This is a genomic window from Pseudomonadota bacterium (genome assembly GCA_018823135.1).
In the GTDB taxonomy this organism is placed as follows: domain Bacteria; phylum Desulfobacterota; class Desulfobulbia; order Desulfobulbales; family CALZHT01; genus JAHJJF01.
In genome coordinates, this window is sequence record JAHJJF010000059.1 from 25,349 (window position 1) to 52,313 (window position 26,965).

Sequence of the window (26,965 nt, forward strand, 5' to 3'; positions counted from 1 at the left end):
AACATCATACCAAAAGAGCTTTATGTAGCCAGCTACAAACCACGAATTAACTAAAGAGTCGGTTCTAGTCTTATTGCTTGAATGAGCTTGGCCTTCATCGTGTGATCGGTCACATATTCCACTCGATCAGTTGCCTGCTTTATGTAGCGCTGATGTTGTTGCACATTGCGAAGAAAACGATAGACTGTGGCAATATTAAGTAAGCAACACACCTCTACGGTCGTGTCGATTACCTCCTTTGCCTGCTTAAGCGCTTCTTCATAGTATGAAATCGCTAAAAGTTGGCGCGCGTTCGTCGCGTCGGAATCGAAAACGGGTCTTGTAGAATGACCAGTCTTTAGTTCTTGTTCGATCTGATCAAGATGCGCTTTCATAGCGTTCATTGGATTCTTTAGAAAAATGTGTTTCTTCGGCGGATCCTGGTAAAGGCGACCAAGGTTGAAGAGAATGCTGCATTCCAAGCTCGTGTCTCTATTTTGGCGTGAGAGAATGAGAGCTTCGTTATAGATGATTTGGATTTCGTTGAACAGCTCATCTGGAGTAACCGTTTCTTTTCCCTTTGATTCAAAATAAGTGGTCATCACACTTGTTAGTGTAGACATCGGTTCCGTCGCTCCGACATGAAGAGCAGACCCTAAATCTAGAAGATTAGATGCTTCGTTATTATCTACTTGAGCTCTTCCCAATAGAGAAGTTATCTTTTTGAACAAACCCATTCGCCATTCTCCTTTATTGCGTAGCCTGGGTTTAATACCCCGCCCCTTGGGGCGATCATTGCTTTTAAGGATACCCCGCTGCTTGCGGCGGTGTAATTCATTTATTTTTTAAAATCCGGCGATGCAGTTAGGACAGAGGGGTCTTTGCTTGGCTCTTGCATGCCAGTGTTCTTAATTTCCCTCAGTCAAGATATTTCCAAAAAGTTAGAAATCCGTATTTCCCGTCTCCCACCGGTGTCGAGTAACCGGATATTTCTTAGTTTCATAATTTACCGATTTGACTAAATGGATGTGAACAGAACCCAAGTCAATTTTAAGAGTCGGAGGACGTAGATCGCTTTGTAGTGAAAAATCCTCGTCGTCAAAGTCTAAGAAGCCGCCTTTTTTAGGCTCATCTTTTTGGGGCGGCACAGCCTCGCTCACACTATATTCACGCTCCCATCCTTCCTCATATATCTGGCCAAGGTCAACGTCGACCCTCGTTCCTGGAGGCAGTTCGATTGTCTCAACGCGGGCTGCCTTATGGAACAAAACGAAATTTAACCCTTCATCTGGTGTTTGAACTGAAGGGAAGAGAATCCCATCTAAAAGAGGGGCATTTTCCGTTGCAAGGAAATCGGCGATCGCTTGGGTTGCAAGATATTCAAGCGTCTCATGGTCTGGCATCACCGGGATAGTGATTAAGCTGCTGAGATTCCGTAGGAACATTGTTTGCTCGAGTAGATCAATATAAGTAGGGTCAAAAATACTACCGGTCGTTGTGACATTGCTCAACGCAGTCAAGTCAAGAAGCCGGATCTGTTGAATAAAACTGAAGCGTGCAACAGCCACTTGGCAACCTACCGGCGGCCGAATTTCTGCGAGTGCTGTCTCCGGATTATTTGATCCGTAGAAGACAGAAATTCCGTCTGCGTTCATACGTCCAGCACGGGCTTCAGTAGACGGTGGAGACCCGAGATGCATGTCTGGTCTCCCAAGAGACTCAACAAGCCTTTCATTCAACTGAAAGCTCCTGGCACGGTATACTTCAGTGAATTCTGTGTCAGGTCCGGCATCAACTATAAGGGCACGCCCACCCTGAGTCCGCATCGAGTCTATTCCGTTAAATACTTCCTCTAAGAGACTGGAAGCGGATCTGTTGAAAAAACGGGACTCTGTTTTCAGTGAACGCTGGAATTCCTCCCAATCAGCCCACCAACGCCCACCATCCACTCCACTTTCTTCGTAATGTGAGTCGGGAGAAAATTCCGTTTCTTCGCCCATGGCGGCAGAGTCAAAGTCATCGTATTTTTCTTCAAGTATTTTCTGGATATCGGAAGCGGCTTTCTCTGGGATACTTGCCGCATCCATGATTGCCATGACAACCTCTTGACCTTCACGATACCATTCATAGTTGGATTCCCTGTCCGACAACATTGAGTATTGTAAAGGCGTTGGTTGATCTGAGGTTCGATAGTAGTGCTGATCAAAGGCGGTTTCGATACGCTCGGATAGCTCTTCAACGCTGATACATTTCTCCTTTTCAGCACAATAAGAGCATGTCGCATTCTTTCCGGTGTTGGAGATTTGATCACCAAGAAAATCTTCCCCCACACAATCACAACAAATTTTTTGTTCCCTGAGCTCCTCGATATCGACATCTGTGGACATCTATATGCTCTCCTATAAATCACTTCGCAATAATTATAATAATCCACCAGCTCCCTATAATTGCGACCTCAGTGCACCCGCCCCTTCCATATCACTAAAAATCGTATCCAGCAGCAACTTGTGCAATTACAGGGACACCATACTTAATTATTTTCCTCTTCGGTTCAGTCATCATATTTCCAAAACAGCTTTATTCTCAAAATATGCCTTTATAGATCATTGATTTCATACTCACAAAAAAAGTAACAGATTGATAGGGCTTGTCAATAACAATCAAATGAATAAACCCATCAGAAATCTCATTCCATAACTGAAACACTAGAAAATCCTGCTGCCCTTTTCCGCAGTCTTTGGCCCAGCAATTTTAAAATTTATTGTCACGGCTTACGATCATAGCCAAGCACACAAAAGGGGGGAGGGTTTACCAGCTTCAAGCTGGTGCCCCTCCCCCCTTTTGTGTGCAATTGAAATACATCAATTTTAATTTAGTTAAAACAATATGAAAAATCCAATCTGTTGACTTCCCGAAAATCCATTTCTTTTATTTTCACAGTCCACCTGATACAAACCGAACTAATTTCAAGGTATTAAAGATAATGTCTTCTGATACTATTAATCTTTTCTGAGCCATCATTCTCCGTCCATTCCACAAATTCTGGAAAACGTTTGCAAAATTCTATTCTAAACCAATCGTTATAGCCCTCATCCTTTTTAGATATCACATCAAGCCATAAGTTGATTTCTCTTAAGATTGGTGCAAATTCAGGATTAACAAATCTATGTTTTTCACCATCACCAGTGAATAACCAATCAAGGCTATACCCCATATTAATAAGTTCAAGAAAGAAGCCTAGACCTTTAGGGATATTCTTACCCTCTTCATACCTTTGAAGAGTCCTGTAGCCGATTCCCAAATCCTCTGCCATTTCCTTTTGGCTCTTCTTCGCAGTTCTTCTGATTTCTATAAGTTTGTCAAAAAATTTCATTTTTAAATTACCCTCTAACAATTTGATTTTTCAGGAAAAAATTCAACGCCCCGCCAATTACCGCCACAATAGGCGTATTTTTTAGTTGCATACGCCAAAAAAGGCGCGTATAAATAAATTATTGCATGCTTCTAATTAGTGTTTAGCAAAATAATCAAATAAAACAAGAAAAATCATCAGTTAACAAGGAGGACGGAAATGGCGTATTCAGTTAATAAATTGACCCAGGTAAATTCAGAAGAGGCACAAACCCGAATAACATGTGCCCCCAGAGTAGTCATGTGCTTTGATAAGTTAAAGGTAGGACTTAATGTTTTCTGGCGAAATCCAGCTTTTTTAGATCGTTTGGAAGTTATTAAACAAAAAGCTCAAGAAGGTGAAAACGATTCAATCCCCGTTGAAATTGAAGGTTTCAATTTTAATTGTATGCGGACAGGAACCAGTAGGTATACCTATCGGTTAATATCCGGAGATATCTCCGTCCTTCTTAATCGCCGCAAACACAATGACAGAACCCCCAATGTAAGAATTGAAATCGGCTCAATTTCTTGTTGGAGCCCTGGTTACAAAAAACTGTATTCAGATCTTAAAAAGATACTTTCTATCTTTAGCGGCTCAATCGTTAAAGAAATTGTCTCTGAAGTTCACCTGGCAGTCGATCTGCTCAATGTTGACATCAATTCCCTCCCAATATCAGATCAAGATCACTGGATATCAAGGGCGCATAAATTCACTTCAAATTATGACCATAAGAAATTCACTGGCATCACCCAGGGTAAAGGCAACCTGATGCTTCGAATTTATGACAAAATCATGGAGCTGCAAAATCAAAATAATAAACAAAAGGCGTTTAAAGATATTTGGCGCCTTAAATCTTTAGAAAACGCGGCTGTAACAAGAATCGAATTCCAAGTCAGAAGACCTGTTCTTCGAGAGTTTAAACCCTCAATAAATACTCTTGAGAATCTTGAAAACACCCTTACATCTCTCTGGCAATATCTCTCTTTAGAGTGGAGCCAACTCACACTCAACCCAGTCGATAGAAACCATAACCAGTCAAGAGCTGTAATTCATCCTCTATGGGAGTTCATCCAGAGTCTTGAATGGGATGGTGACACTATTGTGAAAAGATCGAAGGTTTACAGCTTAAAAGATGAACTAAGGCTAAGAAAATTGTTTGCCGGCGTGGGGAAGTCTATATCAGTTCTTTACGAATGCAAACCTGATGACATTGAAAAAATCATTAATACAACCCAGGGAATTATTGAAAACGATATCCGTGAACAATTTTCAGAAAATCCTTCTGAGTTTATCCAAAACATGCAGCGCAAAATCAATGATAACAAAATTCAATTTATTGACGAAAAGATACTCACCCCTGAAAGCGGGCAAGAGAATCAAACTTAATTCCACCGACCATGACTGTATCCATAGTTACAGAAAAAGATTTAATGCAGGCAACGGGTTACAAAAAACGTGCTGCCCTGGAAAGATGTCTGCGGAATCTGAAAATCAGTTTCCATATCGGGAATAAGGGACAAATCTGGACAACTATGGATGCAGTCAATCAATCCTTGGGATTGCAAGATCCAACTCAAAATTCTGAATTGGAGTTTATGTGATATGGGAAGGAAACGAAAAAAGGAATTCGAGAAATTACCACCTTATGTCTATCTTGCTAAGGGTCGCTACATATGGAGACCTTATGAAGATGGAAAGCTCGGTAAAGAAATCAGACTTTGTAATGAAAAAGCCAGTTTCGCTGAAATCTGGTCAGCATATGAAACCATCACAGGACAAGAAAGAAATACCCTACGGTGGTTACTCAATGAATATACAATCTCTGATCAATATGGAAAATTAGCGTCCTCAACAAGAAAGGTGATGGAATATCAAAAAAATATTATCTGCTCCACACAATTAAGGGATGGCAGAAATTTTGGGACTTTACCTTTAAAACTAATATCCCCTGGTCTTATTCGAAAATATTTAGATAAACGGGCAAAAACAGCCCCAATTATGGGAAACAGGGAAATTGCCCTTATCTCTATGGCTTGGTCTTGGGCCAGAGAAAGAGACATCTGCGGAGAAAATCCTTGTCTTGGTGTCCGTAAAATACAAGAAACACCACGAGATAGATACGTAACAGACGATGAATATAAACTTGTTTACAAGTTAGCGATTAAGACCGCCCCACCCTATATCCCTATAGGAATGGAAATTGCCTTTTTATGTCGAGCCCGTCTTGGAGAAATTCTCGACCTTCAAGACACAAACCTTCTTGAAGATGGATTGCTTCTGCAACGATCCAAGAAAAGTAAAACTCAAATCATTACTTGGTCGCCAAGATTGAAGGCTGCTATTAAGGCCGCCCAGAAGCTTAAAGGCGTTTCTTGGAGGAAATACATACTTCACAACAAACATGGACTTAGGATCAAAGAGCATGCCTTTAAATCGGCATGGCAACGCCTTATCCATCGATGTTTGGAAAAAGGGCTTGAAGAACGTTTCACCTTCCATGATCTGAAAGCAAAAGGCGTGTCAGACTTCGAAGGAGATAAACAACTCGCCTCAGGGCATAAAACCGCCGCCATGGTCGAAGTGTATGACCGTAAACCTAAAAATGTGAATGCTACGAGGTAGTTCCAGGAATTAAAGCAAATAAAGAGCAACTGCTATAATTTAATAAGGTAGGATCTGTGTATCGACTAAAATAGGTGCTCAAGATTTTCCCTTTGTCTCTTAATTTCTTTAGGGTGATCATAAAAACCAAATTTACATGTCATATACCCGGTTATTATAGCCCCAATAGAATTTAATATAGCTAATATAATAAATAAATCTTTCATCCAGTTCTCTCCATTTATATTTATTATAGCATATTGAACAAGTATACGATGTCAATATATTATTTTTTTTTAAAAATTTTATCTAAAATCAAAATATGACAAATTCGTGGAATCCATACAATAGTTTTCATGACAGCTGGATACTTCTCTGTTGTTTTTTCATCAACTTCCAGGACAAAACCAACTTCGGCTTTAAAACGAAGGGTTTCAAACAACCAATATGACAGCAATAAGGCCACGGAATAAAATAGCCAATGCTCTTTATGTATATCAACTATAAGTATATAAAAAGTAGAAGCAAGCAATAAAAACCCATAACAAAGGTGGCTCCGAATAATATATTTCAAACGATTTCTATATAGTAGCCACCCCGACTCATCTTCAATTCTCGCTGCACTTAAATGATTTTTCTCATTTGACGATGACCTAGTCGGTAAAATACATTGATCAAATATTTCTTGCCACTCATAAGATTCCTCTATAACTCGGTTAGACCACAATGCGCCAACGAAAAAGGCAATCCCTATTGAAAAAAACATAAATGAGCTTTTCTCACTAATGAGCAGAAAGCCTAAACCAAAGAAGAAAGGTATAATTACATCTAAACCAAATCTACCAATAGTCCTGCAAGGAGCTAAATAATTGATCAGTCTACCTCGCGCATAATCATCTACCAAAATAACAAAAAGAGTAATCATAAAAACCAAGGAGCCAATCTCAGTCCAAAATTCATGATTTAATATCAAATCATCTAGGGCAAGGAAAAATTTTTCAGGAAATTTTAAATGTGAAGTTCTAAAAATATTTTTAAGTAATACCAATTGTTCTGCTAGGTGATAAAAGCCATAGCCTAAAATCACACCGTATTCCGCATCTAAGAAATTTCTGAGAGTATAAAAGGGGGGGCTTAAAGTTTTATGGCATAAACCAGTCAACTTTTCTCCATCAACATCCTCATTCGCAGATTCATCTTTTTTGACTGGAACATTTCCCTGCTCACTCGTCCCTAAACCAAGATTAACGCTTTTGTTTTTGCTTTTTTGGTGTTTATTCTTTTTATGTTTATTAGCCATTTGAATATAGAAGTAAAATTTGAAAAACGCTTAGGTCATTTATGTGACAGGATCTTACAATAAAGTTTCAATCAAGTCAACGCACAGATTTTTTTCGGATTTTTTTTCGGAAAACCACAAAAAAAGGGATTACGGAAAACCGTAACCCCTTGCTAATACTGGTCGGGATGAGAAGATTCGAACTTCCGGCCCCTTGAACCCCATTCAAGTGCGCTACCAGACTGCGCTACATCCCGATTGTAAAAAAATAGTTATGAGTAATGAGTGATGAGAAATGAGTACAGTATCTTCAACACTCAGCACTCAGCACTCAGCACTCAGCACTCAAAGAACGCCTTACTTAACAGGCGGCTTGAACTCTGTCAATCTTCCTTTGATTTCTCAAGCAAACTTTTTAAATCCGCAAGCTCTGTCTTTATTTCCCTAAAGAGCTGCTTTTTGGATTCGATCTGGTTTCCGGACTGGATTTTGGGTTGCGGCTCGAGATTTTCCGCCAGAAATTTCCTGGCACCGGGGATCGTAAAGCCTTCCACCTTGAGCAGTCTTTTAATCCGCAGAATATTTTCTACATCAACCTTTCGGTACAGGCGCTGCTTGGAAGACGCCCGCTGAGGTTTGATGATGGCGAATTCCGATTCCCAATAGCGAAGTACATGCTGCTTGACTCCGGTGAGCCGGCAGACTTCACTGATTTTAAAATAATTCTTCTCCGGAATGCTCTGCGAGGTCTCGGTTCCCAACCTTTACACCCCCAAGAAAAAAAACATGTTACCAGGCTCGTCGATGAAATCGGTCTTTTCGAAGTCTCATTACATTCGCTATCTACGATTTCATTAAAAATTCACCTCAACGAGAACACCTGCAACAACTTTGTGCCTTTGCCCCTTTGCCCCTTTGCCCCTTTGTGCCTGGACAACGAACATACTACTGGCTGAAAGCTGACCGTCTGAAGACGGTGTAAAGATTGACGCGAAACTAAGAAAATGCCTACGGCTTTTTTTCGTTATTAATCTTTTTCCGCAATCCCTTGCAAGGCTTGAAAGTCACCATACTTCTCTTGGTTATTTCCATAGCCTCTCCGGTACGGGGATTTCTCCCGGTCCGAGATGACTTGTTTCTGACATTAAATGTACCGAAATGTACAAGCTTTACGGATTCTTCATTAAGGAGTTTCTGCTTTAATTTAGAAAAAACAGAATCAACAAGTTCGCCGGCACCACGCTGAGAAAAACCCATGGTCTCATGAATTGCTTTTGCCAGTTCCTTACGGGTCAGATTTGATCGTTTCATAAATCCACTATACCTCACGTAACTTACCCTGAAAACGGGATACAAGTAAATTAGTAATATTTTTATGAACCGCGGCAACCATGTCATCCTCCAGAGTTTGCTCCCTGGATCGATAGGTTATGGATACCGCGACACTTTTATATCCGTGTTCAACGGACTTACCTCTGAAGATATCAAAAATTTCCGCTTTCTCAACCAAAGGATTATCAAAGTCGGAAATTGTTTGCAGCAATTCACCGCCGCCCACAGCTTCGGGAACAACGACGGCAATGTCCCATTTTACCGCCGGGAACCTTGGGAGGGGCTCAAATGCCTTGGACCGGGCTTTGAGTTCGGAAATCCGCGTAAGGCTCAGATCCATAAACAGCACATCCTGTTTGATTCCGAACTCCTTAAGAACATCCTTGGCAATATATCCGAAGCAACCGATAATTACCTTGGCAGCCTTAAGATATAAACAGTTTCCATCCTTGGCATACGGCAGTTTTTGCTCATCAGCCGCAAAAGAAACAGTATCTAAACGTAATGCATGCAACAGCGATTGGATTACACCTTTCAAATCATAAAGATCTGCTTTTTCCGTCCCGGCATAAAGCAGAGGAAAACCCTGGTTGCGCCTGCCGCTGATCATCGCTGTGAGGCGTTGTTCCTCAAGTGGTTGCGGATCTTTTGTTGGTATAAAAACTTTTCCCAGCTCAAACAGCTGGACATCGACATTCTGATGATTGATATTGCGTTTGACGTTTTCTAGAAGGCCTGGCACAAGACTCCTGCGCATGACGCTCTGGTCCTCGGCAAGTGGATTCATCAATCGGACGCAGTCCCTGCCGGAGTCATTTTTATCAAGGCCCAGCATATCAAAATGATTCTCAGAAACGAAACTGTAATTGATCGCCTCATAAAATCCCAGGGCGGTCATGATATCAGCAACCTTCTTCCGGAGCCGGCGGCCGGTGCCGGTTTCAGGAAAACTCATGGGCGACACCGGAAGGGATATCGGGATATTATTGTAGCCTACAAGCCGCGCCACCTCTTCGATCAAATCTATTTCACGCTCGATATCAACCCTGAAACTCGGAGGCTCTATCGTCAGAACCTTTCCGTTGGTTTTTACTACATCAAACTCGATACTTTGCAGAAGCTCTGAAATAACATCGGCGGAAATCTCCATGCCAAGCATATCGCAGACCCGCTGCACGCGAAGTGAAAGTTTTGGCTGAGCTGGTATTGCGCCGCAGCAGTCAACACCGTTTACGACAATTTCACCGCCGGCAATTTCCTGCATGAGCCGGATAGCCCGCTCCAGTGCAACAGGGATACCTTCGGGATCAACGCCCCGCTCAAAACGATAGGAGGAATCCGTGCCCATATTCAAGCTGCGCACCGTCCGCCTGATGCTGATCGGCGAGAAATAAGCGCTTTCAAGAAGGATATTTATGGTGTCATCTGTTACCTGTGATCCTTTGCCACCCATGACTCCGGCTATTGCCACAGGTTTTTCCGCATCGCAGATCATCAGCATCTCGGAGTCGAGCTGACGCTCTGTGCCGTCAAGGGATATAATTTTCTCATCGGGTTTGGCGTTGCGGACAATAATCTTTCCACCGTGCAACATATCAAAGTCAAAGGCATGAAGCGGTTGCCCTAATTCAAGCATCACAAAATTAGTAACATCAACAATGTTATTGATCGGCCGCTGCCCCACGGCAAGAAGCCGTTTTTTCAGCCACCAGGGTGAAGGGCCGATGGTTACACCCTTGAGCATCCGGGCCGCATAGCGTGGGCAGGCTTCCTGGTCCAAGACATCAACGGAAAAAGGGATATTTTCCCCGGTCAATTCCGGCAGAGGACCCTGGACCGGATGATTTATTTTTTTGTTCACAAAGCCGCCGACCTCACGGGCAATACCGATAACGCTGGCACAATCCGGGCGGTTGGGAGTCAGATCGACTTCAATGGCGGTATCAGCAAGGCCCAGCACATCAACCAGGGATACGCCGCTTTCGAAATCCCCGGGAATTTCCATGATCCCGGAATGATCTTCGCTGACACCTAAATCTTTTTCCGAACAGAGCATACCTTCGGAAATCTCGCCACGGATCTTACTTTTCTTTATGATGAGTCCATTTTGCAGAACCGCCCCTGGCAGAGCAATGGCGGTAAGCATACCTGCACGGGCATTGGGAGCACCGCAGACAACTCTCCTGTTCTCAGCGCCCACCTGAATAGTACAAACCGTTAATTTGTCGGCATCAGGATGTTTTTCAGCGGAAAGAATTTTTGCAACCTTGACCGTATCGCCCAAATCCCGGAAAAGTTCGCACACCGAATCAACCTCAAGACCGGCCATGGTAAGCCGGTGGGACAATGCAGCTGCGGTCAGGCCGGAGTCAATATATTGCGAAAGCCATTCTGTGGTAAATTTCATGGGCAGACAGTCGTCGGTCTTAAGTTTACTCTTAAAAAGTCCATGGTACCGCGTTAAAACTGCGACAGAAAACGTAGATCGTTTTCATAATACAGCCGGATATCATTAATCCCGTATTTCAACATGGCGATCCGTTCGATACCGAGTCCGAAGGCGAATCCCGAATATTCTTCCGGATCATAGCCCACCATCCGAAAGACTTCCGGATCTATAAGCCCTGCTCCAAGAATCTCCAGCCAACCGGTTTGCTTACAGACCCGGCAACCCTTGCCTTTACAGATCACACAGGCGATATCAACTTCAGCGCTGGGTTCGGTAAAGGGGAAAAAGCTCGGCCTGAAACGAATGGCGGTCTGCTTATCAAACATCCTGGCAATAAATACCGAGAGCACACCCTTCAAGTCCGCAAAAGAAACTTTTTTATCCACCAGAAAACCCTCAACTTGATGAAACATTGGAGTATGAGTGATATCGGAATCGCAGCGATAGACTTTGCCTGGAGCAATTATTTTAAGCGGCGGCTTCTGGGTTTCCATGGCCCGAATCTGCATGGGCGAGGTATGGGTGCGCAGCAGGATGGACTCACTGATATAAAAAGTGTCGTGCATGTCGCGGGCCGGATGATGTTGGGGAATATTGAGCGCTTCGAAATTATAGAAATCCGTCTCAACATCCGGCCCTTCAACTACGGAAAAACCAAGCCCTTCAAAGATACCGCAGACTTCCTCCATTATCTGCGTAACCGGATGCAGCTTGCCGAAGGCATGAGACCTGCCCGGCAGAGACATATCCGCCAGAAGCGCGACATTGACGCCTTTTACGGCTGCAGTGCCGACCTCAAGAGCTGTGGCGGTTTCGGCTAATCTGCTCTCAATTTCTTTCTTGATCGCATTTGCCAGCTGACCAAGCCTGGGTCTGTCTTCAGCGGACACTTCCCCCAGCTTTCGCATCAAAAGGGTTATGGCGCCGCCCTTACGGCCGAGATATTGAACCCTGAAGGGCTCCAGCTCCCCTGCATCGGTGCAGGCGGCAAGGCTGTCAAGGGCTTCGGTTTTCAGGCGAAGGAGTTCTTCTTCCATAGCGGATGGTATTAGCAAGTATGTATTGTGGCTTAAAAAAATACGAGCCAGAAACGAAAAAAAGTTTCCGGCTTGTCTTTAAATCAACAACAGGGGGGCTGTTATAATCCGGCAAAGCCGGTAAGTTTTCACTCTACCCTTCAAGCATAAGACTCTTTTAGAATCAAAACCAAATCAGCTTCAGCCTTCTGCGCGTGGGGTCTTTTAGCCAACCTGTGCAGATAATTTCAACAAAGAACCCAAACAGTGCCTGGTGGATTATGCGGTCGCCAGTTTAGTAACCTGTGAAAATGCCTTGGGATCCAAAATAGCCATATTGGATAGAACTTTGCGGTCCAACTCAATATTAGCTTTTTTCAACCCGCAGATCAAAGTGCTGTACGAAATACCGTTCAAGCGTGCAGCAGCGCCGATTCTTACAATCCATAATCTACGGAAATCACGTTTTTTGGTACGACGATCACGATAGGCGTAAACCAGCGCGCGGTCAACCGCCTCAGTGGCTGTCTTAAAAAGACGATGCCTGGCACCGATATAGCCTTTGGCCATTTTCAATATTTTGTTTCTTCTGTGGCGTGCTTTAAAGCCGCGTGTTACCCTGGGCATTAGACTTCTCCTTTATATGTCATTAAATCACTTCCGGCACATACCCTGTTCATTTTACAGGTATGGCAGCATTCTCTTAACAGCCTTGACATTGGTCGGGTCAACGATGCCGGACTTGCGTAAATTTCTCTTTCGTTTGGTTGATTTCTTGGTAAGGATATGGCTGGCATAAGCCTTATTGCGGACGATCTTCCCGGTGCCGCTGGCTTTAAAACGTTTTGCCGCCGCTCTGTTGGTTTTCATCTTCGGCATGACATTCTCCATTCAAATTACAAAAGCTTTCGTTAAAAAATAATTAGTTTCAAATGCCACCTAATAATTTCAATTAGCTACGGCATAAACAACGTCGGTATCGGCTACCACCTCAGCCGACGATTTAAACTCGCATAGTAATTTTGCAAGACCGACAAATTACAAATTATATATAAATCAGACAGGAGCAAAAAAAAATCACTTGGGCCCGACATACATGACCATCTGTCTGCCTTCCATTCTCGGCTCCTGTAGAATAACCGCATCTTCTCCCAGATCTTCGGCTATTTTCTTTAGTACGTCCAAGCCGAGACTGTCTGCGTAAACTATTTCACGGCCCCGGAAACGGAGGGTCACCTTTACCTTGTTTTTCTGCGCCAGGAATTTTTTAATGTTCCTGACCTTGAAATCAAGATCATGTTTTTCCGTTTTCGGTCGAAGTTTTATTTCTTTGACTTCGACAACCGCCTGCTTCTTTTTTGCTTCCTGCTGTTTTTTACTCTGCTCGTAACGGAACTTACCGTAATCCATTATCCGGCAGACAGGAGGATCCGCAGTTGGGGACACCTCCACAAGGTCCAATCCCGCCAGTTCCGCTTTTGCCAATGCATCTGGAACGGAAACAACACCAAGCTGACCGCCTTCTTCATCAATGAGCCTGACCGCATCACATCGGATCAGATTACCAACCCGGGCACGGATTTCCCGGCCCTTGCTACTACTCTTTTTTTTGCCTTTAATACTCCTACCTCCCAATAATTGTTACATTCCTACAAAGTCCCGAAGGTATCAACAGGACCAAATAAAATCAATTATTTTACAGGCGTAATATTTGTCAGAATCGAGTTTTTTATACTTCCGACAATCATTTTTTTGGTCCGCAAATAAAACAATAAAAATTAAAACGCAATAATTTAGCTTGATTTCATTTATTTCGCAACAGGTAACTTAAATCTTACCCGAAACCTCTTGACGAATCATCCCTGCAAACTCATCAATTGTCATTGCCGGAAGATTCTTGCCATCCCGTAAACGGACCGTAACAGTGCGGGACTCCATTTCCTTGTCGCCGACAATCAACATGAAGGGTATTTTTTTAAGCTGCGCCTCTCGAATTTTATAATTCAACTTCTCGTTTCGGATATCCTTTTCAACCCGAACCCCTGCTTGACGGAGTTCATTATAGACCTCGTCAACATATCCCAGCTGAGAATCAGTAATATTAAGAACCCTCGCCTGAGCAGGAGCCATCCATACTGGAAATGCGCCGGCATAATGCTCGATCATCACGCCAAAAAAACGTTCCAGCGAACCCATCAAAGCCCGATGAATCATGATCGGCTGATGTTCTTTGCCATCCTCGCCGGTATAACCGATTTCAAAACGTTCAGGAAGATTAAAATCAACCTGAATTGTCGAGCACTGCCAGGAACGCCCCAGAACATCCTTGATTTTGATATCAATCTTGGGTCCGTAAAAAACACCCTCGCCGGGATCTATCTCATACGCCAGGCCCTTTTTTTCAAGGGCAAGCTTGAGCGCCTCAGTGGCTTTCTCCCAATGCTCATCGTTTCCGACATATTTTTCAGGCCGCGTGGAGAGATAAATATCGTACTGATCAAAACCAAAGGTCTTGAGGACGCTCAAGTTCAGATCAAGAATGTTGAAAATCTCCCCTTCAAGCTGATCCACCCTGCAGAAAATATGGGCGTCGTCCTGGGTAAATCCCCTGACCCGCATCAAACCATGCAGAGTTCCGGTGCGCTCGTAACGATACACGGTGCCCAGTTCACACCAGCGGATCGGGAATTCCCGATAACTTCTTTTGGCCGCCTTATAAATTGCTATATGAAAAGGACAGTTCATCGGCTTGATCTGATAGCTCACTCCATCAATATCCATGGCCGCGTACATGTTTTCACCGTAGAAATCAAGATGGCCGCTGGTCTGCCAGAGGTCGCGCTTGGCTATATGCGGTGTATAGAGTAATTCATAGCCGTTGCGATAATGCTCGTCCTTCCAGAAGTCTTCGATAATTTTCCTGAGCATCGCCCCTTTTGGCATCCAGAGGATCAGGCCCGGTCCAATCTGGTCCTGAATGGTGAAAAGCTCAAGCTCGCGGCCGAGTTTCCGGTGATCGCGGTTTTTGGCTTCCTCAAGATTATCGAGATATTTCTTTAATGCCTTTGGATCAGCAAAGGCTGTTCCGTATAAACGCTGCAGCATCTGATTCTTTTCATCGCCGCGCCAGTAAGCGCCGGCAACCTTGATCAGCTTGAAGGCCTTTATCCAGCCGGTATGCGGCACATGGGGGCCGCGGCAGAGATCGACAAATCCACCCTGCTGATAAGTGGAAACCGTCTCCAGTTCCATCTCTTTAAGGAGTTCCACCTTAAAGCCCTGACCCGCCTGCTCAAACATCTGTATTGCATCGGCTAAGGAAATTTCTTTCCGCACAAATGCATTGGCCGAGCCGATGATCGACAGCATTCTTTCTTCGATCTTTTCAAAATCGTCCGGGGTAAAGGTGACGTTATCAAAATCGTAATAAAAGCCGTCCGAAATCGAAGGACCGATTGCAACCTTTACATCCGATCCATACAAATCGATAACCGCCTGGGCCATGACATGGGCAGCGCTGTGCCGAATGATCGCAAGACCCTCATCGGTGTCATCAAAAACCGGCACAAGTTCTGTATCGGCACTCAAAGCCCGGGAAAGATCGCAGATTTCTTGGTTGATTTTAACGGCAACGGTCTTCTTGCGCTGCTTTTTGGAAAGCAAATCCCTTAGAGCTTCTTCAGCGGTAATTCCTGCCGGAAAAGTCCTTGAATCTCCATCCGGTATCGAGAGTGTAATCTCACTCATGCACAACACCTGTTTTCTTTATTCGGGTTCAACAAAAACCCCTATCCTGAAACAGGAAACTTCGCAGTGGTCTTACCATTGCGAAGCTCCAGACTTACATAAAAAAATGGTAGGCGCGGGCGGATTCGAACCGCCGACCTCTTGCGTGTCGAGCAAGCGCTCTAACCAACTGAGCTACGCGCCTATATATCGTCTTCTTCAAAGAGATGCTTCAACGTAACAATCAAGCTAACCAAAGGGAATTCAAATACCAACTATTGCATGCCATGTCAAGGGAATTCCGGAATTTTACGATGCAAGATCCTTCGGTTATATTTCAGCTGCCTTCCTGCTTTCTATTGCCTTTGAGAGGGTAAGTTCGTCGGCATATTTAATATCCATTCCCATGGGAATCCCAAAGGCCAGCCTGGTAATTTTCACCGGAACCGCTGAAAGTCTGTGCACAAGATAGGCGGCAGTCGCCTCACCGGGCACAGTGGAACTGGTTGCGATCAGCACCTCCTCTATTTTATGACGTCTGACCCTTGCAAGCAACGCATTGATTTTTATCTCTTCAGGGCCGATTCCATCCATTGGCGAAAGCGCGCCGTGCAGAATATGATATTGCCCGCGGAAGGCGCCGGTTTTTTCTATGGCAATAAGATCGGCAGATTCCTCCACGACGCAGACGATTTTCGAATCGCGCCGGGTATCACTGCAGATAGCACATGGTTCCGATTCCGAGAAGGCAAAACAATTGGCGCATAACCGGATAGTTTCATGGAGCTCGGCCAGGTCCCGGGCCAGATTCCGGGCTTCATCGGCGGGCCTCCTGAGAATGTAAAGCGCCAGGCGTGTCGCGGATTTTTTACCGATTCCGGGAAGACGACTGAGATCGGCAATAAGTCTGTCCAGGGCTGCAGGAAGAATATTCATCATAGCAGGATCGGTGAACGCATTAAAACAGACCGGGGATATTCATTCCGCCGGTCAGTTTGCCCAATTCGGATTTAGCAAGCTCTCCCGCTTTTCGCATTGCATCGTTTACTGCTGACATCACCAGATCCTGCAACATCACCGGGTCAGACGGGTCAATGACCTCTTTTTCGATGACCAGGGAAATCAGCTCGTGCCTGCCATTTACTGTTGCGGTGACCATGCCGCCACCCACTGAGGAAGAAACCTTCTTGCCCGCAAGCTCCTCCTGGGATTTTGCCAGATTTTTCTGGAATTCCTGGGCCTGCTTCATTATCTGACTCATATCCATAAGTTACACCTTTTAATTAGGTTGGTAAGCTGTTTAGACTGTAGACTGTTAGCAAAAACTTATTTTCCAGCAACAGCTCACGGAGTGAAACCACCACAAACACGCTTGGATCCTATGCTGTAAACGGTCACAGGGTGGTGTAGTTGCAAGGAAGAGACCTGTTTGCTATACATTTCAGTATGCAAACAGGTTGATGACACTGCAAATGCGCCGCCATGGGACCGTTTACTATCTGCTGCGGGGTCCGGTGCGAATGCCCACAACCTGGCCGCCGAATATTTCCGTGGTCATCTGAACCATGGGGTCATTGGCAAGGGCGCGTCTGCCTTCCTGAGGGCCGTCGGTTTCCTTTTCGGCATCAAGACTATTGCCGCGGACATTTATTTTCACGGAAAACTCATTTTGAAAAAAATCCTGAGCAAACTCCGTGAGCAATTTAAAATTTTCCGGTTCCTGAAGGACCTTGCAGTCGGTTCTCTCATCATATTTCAGGATAAGGTCAGATCCTTCTTCCCGGGCGCTAGAACACAGCCTGAGGACATGCGCCATCCATTTTTTCCGATCCATGACATAATCAATGAACCCGTCCCAATTCGCTCGAATATCCTTTTTCTGAACATGAACTGCCACAGGAGTGATTTGTTCAGGCGTTATCTCTTCAAATTCCTGCAGGTCGTCTTCGTCTTCAGAATTTTCTTCAGGAACATCATCAGGGCTGAGGCTGACATCTTCATGGCTTACAATTGTTTTCAGCGGCTCGACTATCGGTTCAGGAGGAGACCCTTGCCGCTCTGACTGGATCACTGCTGTTTTTTTTTCAGGTACCGGGGCCGCGGCCGCTTCGGGTTCCTCAGCGCTGATACCGCGTCCAGAGAGCAGTGCATCCACTTTTTCGAGCAATGTGGAAACCGGCACAATCTGCCCCGCCCTGGTTGCTTTGATAAATGTCATTTCGAGCACCATTCTAGGATGCTGCGAATAATGCATTTCCTCAACCCCTTTCAAGAGCAGATAAAAATGCTGGTACAGGGTTTCAGCTTCGTGGTTTGCGGCCAGATCCTTCATCGCCCTGAACTCCAAATCGGCCAGATCAAGCAGTTCTTCAGGATTGGCACTGGTCTTGATGATCAGCAACGCCCGGAAATAAAGCAGCAAATCATTCATAAAGCGTTTGAGATCAATCCCTGCCGTAAAGCTGTCATCAAGGAATTTAAGCGCCGTGCCGAGATCGCTTTCAAGAATGGCCCTGGCGATAGCTCCAAAGATGCTGCGGTCAACAAGCCCCAGAACCTGAGTCACATCTTCATCCTTTACTTCATTGCCGCCGAATGAAAAAACCTGGTCAAGGAGACTCAAGCCGTCTCGCACACTCCCTTCCGCCTCTTTTGCAATCATCTCAAGAGCGGTCTGCGAGATCTTCACCTTCTCCTGCTCAGAGATTTTTTCAAAAAACGAAACAAGTTCAACAAAGGGGATGCGCTTCAGTTCGTAGCGCTGACAGCGCGAAAGAATCGTGATGGGAATTTTATGGAGTTCGGTTGTGGCAAACATGAAAAAAACATGTTCAGGAGGCTCCTCCAAGGTCTTGAGCAGAGCATTGAAGGCTTCGGCTGTGAGCATATGCACTTCATCAATAATGATGATTTTATAGCGGCCCTTGACCGGAAAAAAACGGATATTCTCTTTAAGTTCGCGAATTTCCTGAATGCCGCGGTTGGATGCGCCGTCGATCTCATGCAGGTCAATTGCCGAGCCCCTGGTAATTTCCAGGCAGGATTCACAGCTATTGCATGGCGGGGGCCCCTCTCCGGTGCAATTCATCGCCTTGGCCATGATCCGCGCAAGGGTGGTTTTCCCTACCCCCCTGACGCCACTGAAAATCATCGCATGGGCCACCCGGTTTCGGGCAAGGGCATTTTTGAGCGTCCTGACAACAGGGGTCTGCCCGACTACATCTTCAAAAATCTGGGGGCGCCATTTCCTGGCAAGAACTAAATAGGACACATCTTCAACCTAAGTGATTTTTTTTACTCGAAGCTAAACTACAGCTGGCCTGATTATTATTCCAACCTATCCGCCGGTAATTGGCAAGAATAAATTACCACACGTTAATCCTGAATACGAGCAGAGGTTGATAATGATGCACGGAAGAACTTTTTTCAGCTGTAGTTAAATCCGCTGAAATAGCGAGGACAAGGCAGATTGATAACATCTGCCGGTATTCAAAAAAATGATAGCCAGGCACCCCTGCAACACACAAAGGGGTTCGCTACCGTTGCTTCCTCCCGGACCTGGCGGAGTTTGCGAGCCTTTGTTGCGCAGGACCCGGCTATCATAACCGTAATCCAATTTACTGAAGTGTGCGTTTTAAATTTTGAAAACCAATTTATTGTTGAAAGGTAAGAATCTCTTTTCAGTTTTCAAAATTTAAAACCCTACCGGGATTTACGTTTTTACCGAATCTACTTCGGAGTCTACGCTTTCCTGTCAGAATACATCCCGCATAGTTTACTATAGCAGCATGTATTCTTTCGCGCATCTTCGGCAAACACAAAAATCGCCCAACTCAGGTATTTCATGGCGGAGAAGGTGGGATTCGAACCCACGGTACGTTGCCGCACACACGATTTCCAATCGTGCACCTTCGGCCTCTCGGTCACCTCTCCTTTTACTGCAATCTTATTAAAAACCGGGCAGCATCAAAAAAATTACTGTCCTGATAATAAGAATCCGGGATTCTAAACGATTAACCAGAAAATTCAAAGGATATTCCAAAAAACATTAAAAAATTCCTGGCGGAGAGGGTGGGATTCGAACCCACGGTCCCGGTCTCCCAGGACAGACGATTTCGAGTCGACCCCGTTATGACCACTCCGGCACCTCTCCCCATTGAGGATAATCACCCGATAAACAGGAATCATCCTCGCCGTTTCTTAAAAAAATCCTTCAGCATGCTCGATGCCTGATCAGCCCAAACCCCTCCGGTAACCTCCAGAGCATGATTCAGTTTGCCGTCACGGCCAATGCCATATAACGATTCAACCGCCCCGGCCTTGGGATCGCTTGCGCCATATATAAGTCGGCTGATGCGGGCGTGCACCATAGCCCCGGCACACATTACGCATGGTTCAAGCGTAACATAGAGACTTAGCCCGGCGAGACGGTAATTGCCTGTTTTTTCCCCTGCCGCGCGCATGACCAGTATCTCGGCGTGACCTGCGGGGTCACTCAGCTCAATACTCCGGTTGCCGTCCTGAGCCAGGATTACTCCGTCCTGATCGACAATGACCGCCCCCACCGGCACCTCGCCCCGTTCCGCAGCCATTGCCGCCTCCTCCAGGGCCATCTCCATATATTTAGAATCTGAATCCATGATGGCAACCAAGGAAATCCATTCAATGAGCCTGACAATCGTTTAACATCCCGCCCCGAACCCACAACAAACTTCTTTATTCTTCCGCTCCCCTTTTCTGTTTATTGGCAAATTTCGCAGCCTCCATCCCGGCAACACAGCCTTCGCCAACCGCCTTTGCCATCTGGTAGGGATGTCCGGTGATATCACCGGCGGCATAAATACCCGGGAGGTTGGTTTCCTGCTGCTTGTTGGTTTGAATGTGAGTGAAGGTCTCGGTATCGAGGAGCACCCCGAGATTATTGGCAAGTTCAACAGCGCCCTTGGCACCGAGTTCGATGAACACCCCTTCCACCTCAAGGGTCGTGTCATCGGCAAGAAGCAGGCCTTGCACAGCATTTTCACCAAGAATTTCTTTTACCCAGGTTCCTTGCTGGATAATTACACTGCTTTCCGCAAGCTTCTTTGCAAGTTCCTCGGATACGTTCAGACTCTTGGCAACCAGGGTCACCGCGGAGGCATACTTGGTAAGGGTCAGGGCCCCGTCTGCAGCGGCGCTCTCGTTACCCACCACCGCGACTTTGGCGTTCCGGAAAAAGTTGGCGTCACAATCAACACAATAACTCACACCCCGGCCAAGCAATTCTTTTTCGCCTTTCACCTTCAATGTTTTCCTGGCAGTTCCGGTGGCGATAATAATCGTTCTTGCGGTAATTTCGCGGCCACTTTCAATGGTTATATGAAACAGAGAATCTTTCTGGACGATATGCAGCACGTCCTCTTCAACGGTTTCAGCGCCGAACCGCAGGGCCTGTTCTCTGCCGACCCGGAGCATTTCACTGCCTTCGGTGACCCCGTCGACACAGAGGTAATTTTCCACATGCGCCCGATAGATACTGCTTTTCTGTGGTTTGCCGAGGACGATAGTGGCTGCTTTTTTGCGGGTGGAGTGCAGCGCTGCCTGGAGCCCGGCAGGACCTGCACCGACTATTACGACGTCGATAATTTCATTAGTCATGGTTTGTTCTCGTATAGGGAATAGTTATGGTGGAGTCCACCAGATATGGTTTCATTAGCAACTGATTAATAGTTATACACAACGACATAAGTTTGCCAATCGTTGGCGAACCGCAGCATATCGAACAAGGTGTCAATCGTCCGATGTCTTGTTTGAGGACAATGTCGAATGTCGAAGTAACACCTTCATAATTCTGCGGTTCCTTATTCGATATTCGATATTGAAAATAAGTCTAAGCACAATTTTTTATGACGCTCTGTATAATTATGTCTGAAAATAAAAAAGAACGGCTGGCGCTTCCACCAAACCGTTCTTTTCAAAATAGTTCTATGAATTCAGAAAATCAAGTAATGATCATTATAAATCACGAACGATCCGGAAACCGGTCGCGCCATTCTTGGTTGTGGATGGGGCAACTATCCCTCCCCTGTGTGCTGAACGACATTCCTGTGATTCATCTCCAAAATTGCCACCCCGTATAGCCTTGAAAGATCCAGAGCCAGGACCGGTCGGGTTAAGAACCGGATCTGTTCCGAGATTAGACACAAACCAGTCATTAGTTAATTCAGCAAGGTTTCCATGCATGTCGTAGATACCCCATGCATTGGAAACACCTGCGCTTGCAACAGTTTTTTTCACATTGCCGGAATTGTAACCGTACCAACCAATTTGAACCAAAACAGGATCAGGGGCACCAGACCCTGTGACTGTAATCTCACCATTGGCAAATGCAGTAGTTGAACCAGCACGGGCTGCATACTCCCACTCAGCTTCCGTAGGCAACCTGAATATCCCCCAACCTTGTATATTTAATGTTGTCAATAAACCGGCAGCCTCATCCCATGTAATATTTTCCACAGGAAAACCATCCCCCGCATTATCAAGTGAAGGGGCCGTCATCGCTATATCCTGCCATTGTTTTTGTGTCACCTCTGTGGCTGTAATAAAAAATGGTGTGGTCAAAGTCACCTGATGCTCATACTCATCAAAAGAATCATGTCCAAGCTCACCAACAGGACTACCCATGGTATAGACTCCTGCGGGGACCAGTACAAACTCGAAACCATACGGATTAGGGATGGCAACAATCTCAGTTGACTCATCGCTTTCACCGGCAGAGTTAACCGCGGTCACCACGAGATAATAAGGCGTGCCATTAGTCAGACTGCTCAATATATACGGACTTGTCACAACGTTAACTGAGTTAAGTGTGGATTTGGAGACGCCGGCAGTTGTGTCGTAATAAACATTATATGAAGTAGCGCCGGTCACCGCAGTCCATAGAAGAGCAACCTGGAAATTACCGGCCGCCCGGGTAAATCCGGTGGGCGCGGAAAGAGGAGCGGCGGACACTTGGCTTGAACTGAGACTTTCACCACCGCTGTTAACTGCGGTAACAACAAAATAATAGGGGGTCCCGTTGGTAAGTCCAGTCCTTGTAGTCGGACTCGTTACCCCGGAAACCATAGTACCACTGGCCTTTGATGCAAAATTATCCCTGGTGACCCCGGCTTCGGTGGCCTGGTACAGATTATACGAGGTGGCACCGGAAACCGCATTCCAACTGACGGTGACCTGGCCGTCAGCCCAGGATATCTGCACATTTGACGGCACAGCTAAAGGGGTCGTTAAAACCTCGCTTGAGCTTAGGCTTTCACCGCCGCTGTTAACTGCGGTGACAACAAAGTAATAGGTAGTTCCGGCGACGAGTCCAGTTCTGGCAATGGGACTCGTTACCCCGGAGACCTTTGTGCCTCCGGCTTTTGATGCATAATTATCCTTGGTGACCCCGGTTGTCGTGGCCTGATACAGATTATACGAAGTCGCGCCGGTGACTGCATCCCAGCTGACGGTGATCTGGTCGTCGACCCAGGTGATCTGCAGACCGGTGGGCGTCGATGGAACGGCTACAACCGGTGCCGGATCATCTCCACCGCCACTGCAGGCATAGAGAAAAAACGTCGTCAGGACAATCAGAATACAAGCGGAAAAGGATTTGAGATTGAATGCTCGCATCATACATACTCCTCGTTATAGATGAACAGCGCCGTATTTCTTGATGAGTCGAAACGGCAACAGGGAAAAGATAATCACACTTCATTCATTTTACAAAATTTATGGAATAATCACAACATGTGCCTCTGTTTTCTCAGGTAATATCCCCCAAAGAACTTCCTGAAATATGCCGTGGACAGACCGCCTCAAACCTTTTACTATACTGTTTCCGTAAACCATTTGAACGCTTTTAGCTGTTTGAACCTGATTTGGGAAACAATGGAATACATCGCCGATCTTCATATCCACTCTCCCTTCTCGCGCGCCACCAGTAAACTGAGCGACCTGCCGGGGCTGTATTCCTGGGCGCAGATAAAAGGCATCAATCTTATCGGTACCGGCGACTTCACCCATCCGGGCTGGTTCAGCCGCATCAAGGATCTTCTCGAGCCGGCAGAACCCGGATTCTTCAAACTCAAAGACGAAAACGTCCCGCAGGCGATTCCCGGAACCGCTCCTGAACCGATCCCGGTGCGCTTCGTGCTTTCAGCTGAGATAAGCAGTATTTACAAGAGGCATGACAAGGTGCGAAAGGTCCATAATATCATCTTTGCACCGGATCTTGAGTCGGCGGAACGGATCAATGCAAAACTTGCCTCCATCGGCAATATCGAATCCGACGGCCGGCCGATCCTCGGGCTTGATTCGCGAAATCTCCTTGAAATTGTCCTTGAAAAAGCACCGGAAGGCTTTCTGGTTCCGGCCCATATCTGGACGCCGTGGTTTTCCCTTTTCGGATCAAAATCCGGGTTTGACGCAATTGAAGATTGTTTCGGCGATCTCACCGGGCATATCTTTGCCCTTGAAACCGGACTTTCCTCTGATCCGGACATGAACCGGATGATCTCGGCCCTTGACCGGTTTTCATTGATCTCAAATTCCGACTGCCATTCGCCTTCCAAACTTGGCCGCGAGGCAAATATATTCACCACCTCCTTTGATTTTTTCCACATGCGCGAGGCACTCAAAGATCCCCAAAAAGGCTTTAAGGAAACAATAGAGTTCTATCCTGAAGAAGGCAAATACCATATGGATGGGCACCGGAAATGCCAGGTCTGCCTGGAGCCTCTTGAAACCAGAAAAATAAATGCCGTCTGCCCGGTGTGCGGCAAACCGCTTACCGTGGGGGTTGCCCACCGGGTCATGGAGCTCGCTGATCGGGACAAACCCTATTACGCACCGGATACTCCCGGGTTCAAGAGCCTCATTCCCCTTGCCGAGGTGCTGGGTGAAATACTGGGCTGCGGCCCGGCGACCAAGGGGGTGATGACCCAGTATGCCAAGGTGATATCGCGCTTCGGATCCGAATTCAATATCTTCTTCAAAACCCCGGTGGAAGACCTGAAACAATTCACGCCGGTGCTGGCCGAGGCGATCCAGCGAATCAGGGAAAACAAGGTGATCAGAAAACCGGGATTTGACGGGGAATTCGGGGTGATCAAGGTTTTTGAGGAAGGCGAGCTTGATTCCCTGGCCGGGCAGATCGCCCTTTTTACCGGGAAAAAGCCCGCTCAAAAAACCTCCGGTAAAACTAAAACCACCCCGCTTCCAGCACTCAAAAAAAACTGCGCTGCCAAAGATCTGGAAAAATCGATCAATCCTGAGCAACGCAAGGCGATCACCAGCAAATCAAGAAAGATTGTGGTTACCGCTGGACCTGGGACCGGCAAAACCTTCACCCTGGTTGAGCGGATAAAAAAACAGATCGCAGACAGGCCGTCTTCAATCCATAAAACCTGCGCCATCACCTTTACAAACCGCGCCGCCAGCGAGATGAAAGAACGTCTCGAAAAAGAGATCGGCACGGATTGTCAAAAAATATTTATCGGCACCTTTCACCGATTCTGCCTTGACCATCTCCGGAAAGATTCTCCTGAGCTGACCATCGTCGGAGATGAGACCCGGAACCTTTTTATCCGACGAATCTTTCCTGATTGGAACAAACAGCGCCAAACGGAATTTATCAGTACATTGCAGACCTTTTTTGAGGACTTTACCGCAACGGAAAATGCCGCACCAAAAGCAGAAGCGGCGATCATTTGTTATCTTGACGAACTTGAGCGCCAGGGGGCAATCGACCTTGATGCAGTAATTCCGTTCTTTGTCAACCGCCTGAAGAGTAATCCGGCGTTGCGGACAGCGGTGAGCGAATGCGTCGGCAATCTGTATGTGGATGAATTCCAGGATATGAATAAAACCCAATACGAACTCGTGCTGCTCCTGGCTGGCCATGCAGAAGTTTTTGTCATTGGGGATCCGGACCAGGCAATCTACGGATTCCGCGGCAGTGACCTTGAATTCTTCTTCCGGTTTTCGAACCTTCCTGAAACGGAGAAACTGAAACTATGCCGTAATTACCGGTCCGCTGCCGGCCTGATTGAAGCGGCATCAACACTCATCAGCCATAATACCCGCAAGGAAGATTCCAGGCTGCACCCCGAAAGCTGCGACCAGGGATTTATAGAATATTTTCAAGCCCCCACCGCCAGGGCGGAAGCGGAATTCGTAGTCAAAAGAATCGAACAACTCATGGGAGGAATCAGCCATTTCTCCATGGAGTCGGGACGCGGCGGCGATGGCAAGACGCCTGAAACAAGTTTCGGCGATATCGCGGTCCTTTACCGGCTCACCAGGCTCGCCGATGATCTGGCAGAAGCCCTTGAACGTCGGGGAATCCCTTTCCAGCTCATCGGCGGCACGCCGTTTTTCATGAAACCGGAAATCAGGCCATTGTATTATTTCATCCAGGCAGCCGCGGGATCGGCTTTTTCTGCGGACTTTACCGCCCTTCTTAAATCCCGAAAAGGGGTCGGCAATGTCACAATAAAAGAACTGGAAAAACTGCCGCTGCGCTGTGATGATTTTTTTGCCGAAGCCGCGTCTCTTGATATCCCCCGGGAAGCCAAAGCCCTTTTCCTGTGCCTTGAGTCCGCTTTGAAACAATTAAAGACCTCAGGCATGTCAATGCCGGAAGCATTAATAAATGCATTACACTATCTTGAAATCCCTGCGGGCAGCCATGAAACAAAAAGACTCCTGGAACTTGCCGGCGTCTTCGGCAAAGACCTGCACGCTCTGGCAAGGCATCTCGAACAGAATGCCCGGGCAACTGTTTATGATGAACGCGCTGAAGCGGTGGCACTCATGACCACTCACGCCGCTAAAGGCCTTGAATTCCCGTACGTCTTTATTGCCGGGCTCGAAGAAGGACTCCTGCCGTATAATTATGGGGACCGGATCTGTGATATTGAAGAGGAGCGCCGCCTTTTTTACGTCGGCTGCACCCGGGCAAAAAACGGGCTGATACTGACATCTTCAGCAACCAGAATGCTGTTCGGCAAAAACATGATTGAAGCCCCATCGCGATTTATCGGAGAAATTCCGTCTTCATTGTTGACTGTTCTGAAAACAGATACAAGGCCGAAAAAGGCAAAAGAAAATCCACAGATGAAACTGTTCTAATCCGCATTTCTCAGGAACATTTCAGCATTAACTGT

Annotated in this window: 22 protein-coding genes, 4 tRNA genes and 1 other RNA gene; 4 read left to right on the forward strand and 23 right to left on the reverse strand. The window is 46.1% G+C overall.

What is annotated here, in order from left to right; genetic code table 11:
• Positions 1-50: 50 nt before the first annotated feature.
• The 3 genes from KKE17_05545 to KKE17_05555 form a co-directional block, all read right to left on the reverse strand.
• Positions 51-716, reverse strand: a complete 666-nt coding sequence (locus KKE17_05545; GenBank protein MBU1709455.1) for a hypothetical protein — start codon at positions 714-716, stop codon at positions 51-53.
• Between the two features lie 204 nt (positions 717-920).
• Positions 921-2,366: an RES family NAD+ phosphorylase gene (locus KKE17_05550; protein MBU1709456.1), complete on the reverse strand. Its 1,446-nt coding sequence runs from the start codon at positions 2,364-2,366 to the stop codon at positions 921-923.
• A gap of 587 nt (positions 2,367-2,953) precedes the next feature.
• Positions 2,954-3,352: a helix-turn-helix domain-containing protein gene (locus KKE17_05555; protein MBU1709457.1), complete on the reverse strand. Its 399-nt coding sequence runs from the start codon at positions 3,350-3,352 to the stop codon at positions 2,954-2,956.
• 198 nt (positions 3,353-3,550) lie between these two features.
• On the opposite strand from KKE17_05555, the gene KKE17_05560 reads away from it, so the two are divergent.
• Genes KKE17_05560 through KKE17_05570 form a run of 3 tightly spaced genes read left to right on the forward strand, consistent with a single transcriptional unit; the run spans position 3,551 to position 5,995 of the window.
• Positions 3,551-4,759, forward strand: a complete 1,209-nt coding sequence (locus KKE17_05560) for a hypothetical protein (GenBank protein MBU1709458.1) — start codon at positions 3,551-3,553, stop codon at positions 4,757-4,759.
• 44 nt (positions 4,760-4,803) lie between these two features.
• On the forward strand, positions 4,804-4,974 hold the full coding sequence (locus tag KKE17_05565; protein MBU1709459.1) for a hypothetical protein: 171 nt from the start codon (positions 4,804-4,806) through the stop codon (positions 4,972-4,974).
• Complete coding sequence (locus tag KKE17_05570) at positions 4,910-5,995, forward strand: hypothetical protein (GenBank protein MBU1709460.1); 1,086 nt, start codon at positions 4,910-4,912, stop codon at positions 5,993-5,995. The genes KKE17_05565 and KKE17_05570 overlap by 65 nt, the downstream gene beginning before the upstream one ends.
• Positions 5,996-6,260: 265 nt before the next feature.
• Here KKE17_05570 and KKE17_05575 read toward each other — a convergent pair whose 3' ends face one another.
• The 20 genes from KKE17_05575 to KKE17_05670 form a co-directional block, all read right to left on the reverse strand.
• Positions 6,261-7,274 (reverse strand): hypothetical protein, encoded by a 1,014-nt coding sequence (locus KKE17_05575; protein ID MBU1709461.1) that lies wholly within the window; start codon positions 7,272-7,274, stop codon positions 6,261-6,263.
• 159 nt (positions 7,275-7,433) lie between these two features.
• Positions 7,434-7,510 (reverse strand) — tRNA-Pro (locus tag KKE17_05580).
• 126 nt (positions 7,511-7,636) lie between these two features.
• Complete coding sequence (locus KKE17_05585; GenBank protein ID MBU1709462.1) at positions 7,637-8,014, reverse strand: MerR family transcriptional regulator; 378 nt, start codon at positions 8,012-8,014, stop codon at positions 7,637-7,639.
• Positions 8,015-8,261: 247 nt separating this feature from the next.
• A complete protein-coding gene (locus KKE17_05590) occupies positions 8,262-8,564 on the reverse strand; it encodes an integration host factor subunit alpha (GenBank protein ID MBU1709463.1) in 303 nt (100 codons plus the stop codon).
• Positions 8,565-8,571: 7 nt separating this feature from the next.
• The gene (gene pheT / locus KKE17_05595) at positions 8,572-10,992 is read right to left on the reverse strand and encodes a phenylalanine--tRNA ligase subunit beta (GenBank protein ID MBU1709464.1); all 2,421 of its coding nucleotides are present in this window, start codon (positions 10,990-10,992) and stop codon (positions 8,572-8,574) included.
• Between the two features lie 53 nt (positions 10,993-11,045).
• Positions 11,046-12,071, reverse strand: coding sequence for a phenylalanine--tRNA ligase subunit alpha (pheS, locus tag KKE17_05600; GenBank protein ID MBU1709465.1), 1,026 nt, complete (start codon positions 12,069-12,071; stop codon positions 11,046-11,048).
• Between the two features lie 258 nt (positions 12,072-12,329).
• A complete protein-coding gene (gene rplT, locus KKE17_05605; GenBank protein MBU1709466.1) occupies positions 12,330-12,677 on the reverse strand; it encodes a 50S ribosomal protein L20 in 348 nt (115 codons plus the stop codon).
• Positions 12,678-12,731: 54 nt separating this feature from the next.
• Positions 12,732-12,929: a 50S ribosomal protein L35 gene (rpmI, locus tag KKE17_05610; GenBank protein ID MBU1709467.1), complete on the reverse strand. Its 198-nt coding sequence runs from the start codon at positions 12,927-12,929 to the stop codon at positions 12,732-12,734.
• Positions 12,930-13,127: 198 nt separating this feature from the next.
• Positions 13,128-13,670, reverse strand: coding sequence for a translation initiation factor IF-3 (gene infC, locus KKE17_05615; protein MBU1709468.1), 543 nt, complete (start codon positions 13,668-13,670; stop codon positions 13,128-13,130).
• A 207-nt stretch (positions 13,671-13,877) separates the two neighbouring features.
• Positions 13,878-15,797: a threonine--tRNA ligase gene (gene thrS / locus KKE17_05620; GenBank protein MBU1709469.1), complete on the reverse strand. Its 1,920-nt coding sequence runs from the start codon at positions 15,795-15,797 to the stop codon at positions 13,878-13,880.
• Between the two features lie 107 nt (positions 15,798-15,904).
• Positions 15,905-15,981, reverse strand: a tRNA-Val gene (locus KKE17_05625).
• A gap of 125 nt (positions 15,982-16,106) precedes the next feature.
• The gene (recR, locus tag KKE17_05630; GenBank protein ID MBU1709470.1) at positions 16,107-16,712 is read right to left on the reverse strand and encodes a recombination mediator RecR; all 606 of its coding nucleotides are present in this window, start codon (positions 16,710-16,712) and stop codon (positions 16,107-16,109) included.
• Between the two features lie 22 nt (positions 16,713-16,734).
• Entirely contained in the window at positions 16,735-17,043 is a 309-nt protein-coding gene (locus tag KKE17_05635; protein ID MBU1709471.1) for a YbaB/EbfC family nucleoid-associated protein, read from the reverse strand.
• Positions 17,044-17,271: 228 nt separating this feature from the next.
• Positions 17,272-19,047: a DNA polymerase III subunit gamma/tau gene (gene dnaX / locus KKE17_05640; protein MBU1709472.1), complete on the reverse strand. Its 1,776-nt coding sequence runs from the start codon at positions 19,045-19,047 to the stop codon at positions 17,272-17,274.
• A gap of 228 nt (positions 19,048-19,275) precedes the next feature.
• An RNA gene (gene ffs, locus KKE17_05645) (signal recognition particle sRNA small type) lies at positions 19,276-19,374 on the reverse strand.
• A gap of 247 nt (positions 19,375-19,621) precedes the next feature.
• A tRNA-Ser gene (locus KKE17_05650) sits at positions 19,622-19,709 on the reverse strand.
• A 127-nt stretch (positions 19,710-19,836) separates the two neighbouring features.
• Positions 19,837-19,929, reverse strand: a tRNA-Ser gene (locus KKE17_05655).
• Between the two features lie 31 nt (positions 19,930-19,960).
• Complete coding sequence (gene tadA, locus KKE17_05660; protein ID MBU1709473.1) at positions 19,961-20,416, reverse strand: tRNA adenosine(34) deaminase TadA; 456 nt, start codon at positions 20,414-20,416, stop codon at positions 19,961-19,963.
• Positions 20,417-20,492: 76 nt separating this feature from the next.
• Positions 20,493-21,413, reverse strand: coding sequence for an FAD-dependent oxidoreductase (locus KKE17_05665; GenBank protein ID MBU1709474.1), 921 nt, complete (start codon positions 21,411-21,413; stop codon positions 20,493-20,495).
• Positions 21,414-21,770: 357 nt separating this feature from the next.
• Positions 21,771-23,432: an SUMF1/EgtB/PvdO family nonheme iron enzyme gene (locus KKE17_05670; GenBank protein ID MBU1709475.1), complete on the reverse strand. Its 1,662-nt coding sequence runs from the start codon at positions 23,430-23,432 to the stop codon at positions 21,771-21,773.
• Between the two features lie 255 nt (positions 23,433-23,687).
• Between KKE17_05670 and KKE17_05675 the strand changes: the two genes are divergently transcribed.
• Positions 23,688-26,930, forward strand: coding sequence for a UvrD-helicase domain-containing protein (locus tag KKE17_05675; GenBank protein ID MBU1709476.1), 3,243 nt, complete (start codon positions 23,688-23,690; stop codon positions 26,928-26,930).
• Positions 26,931-26,965 lie beyond the last annotated feature (35 nt).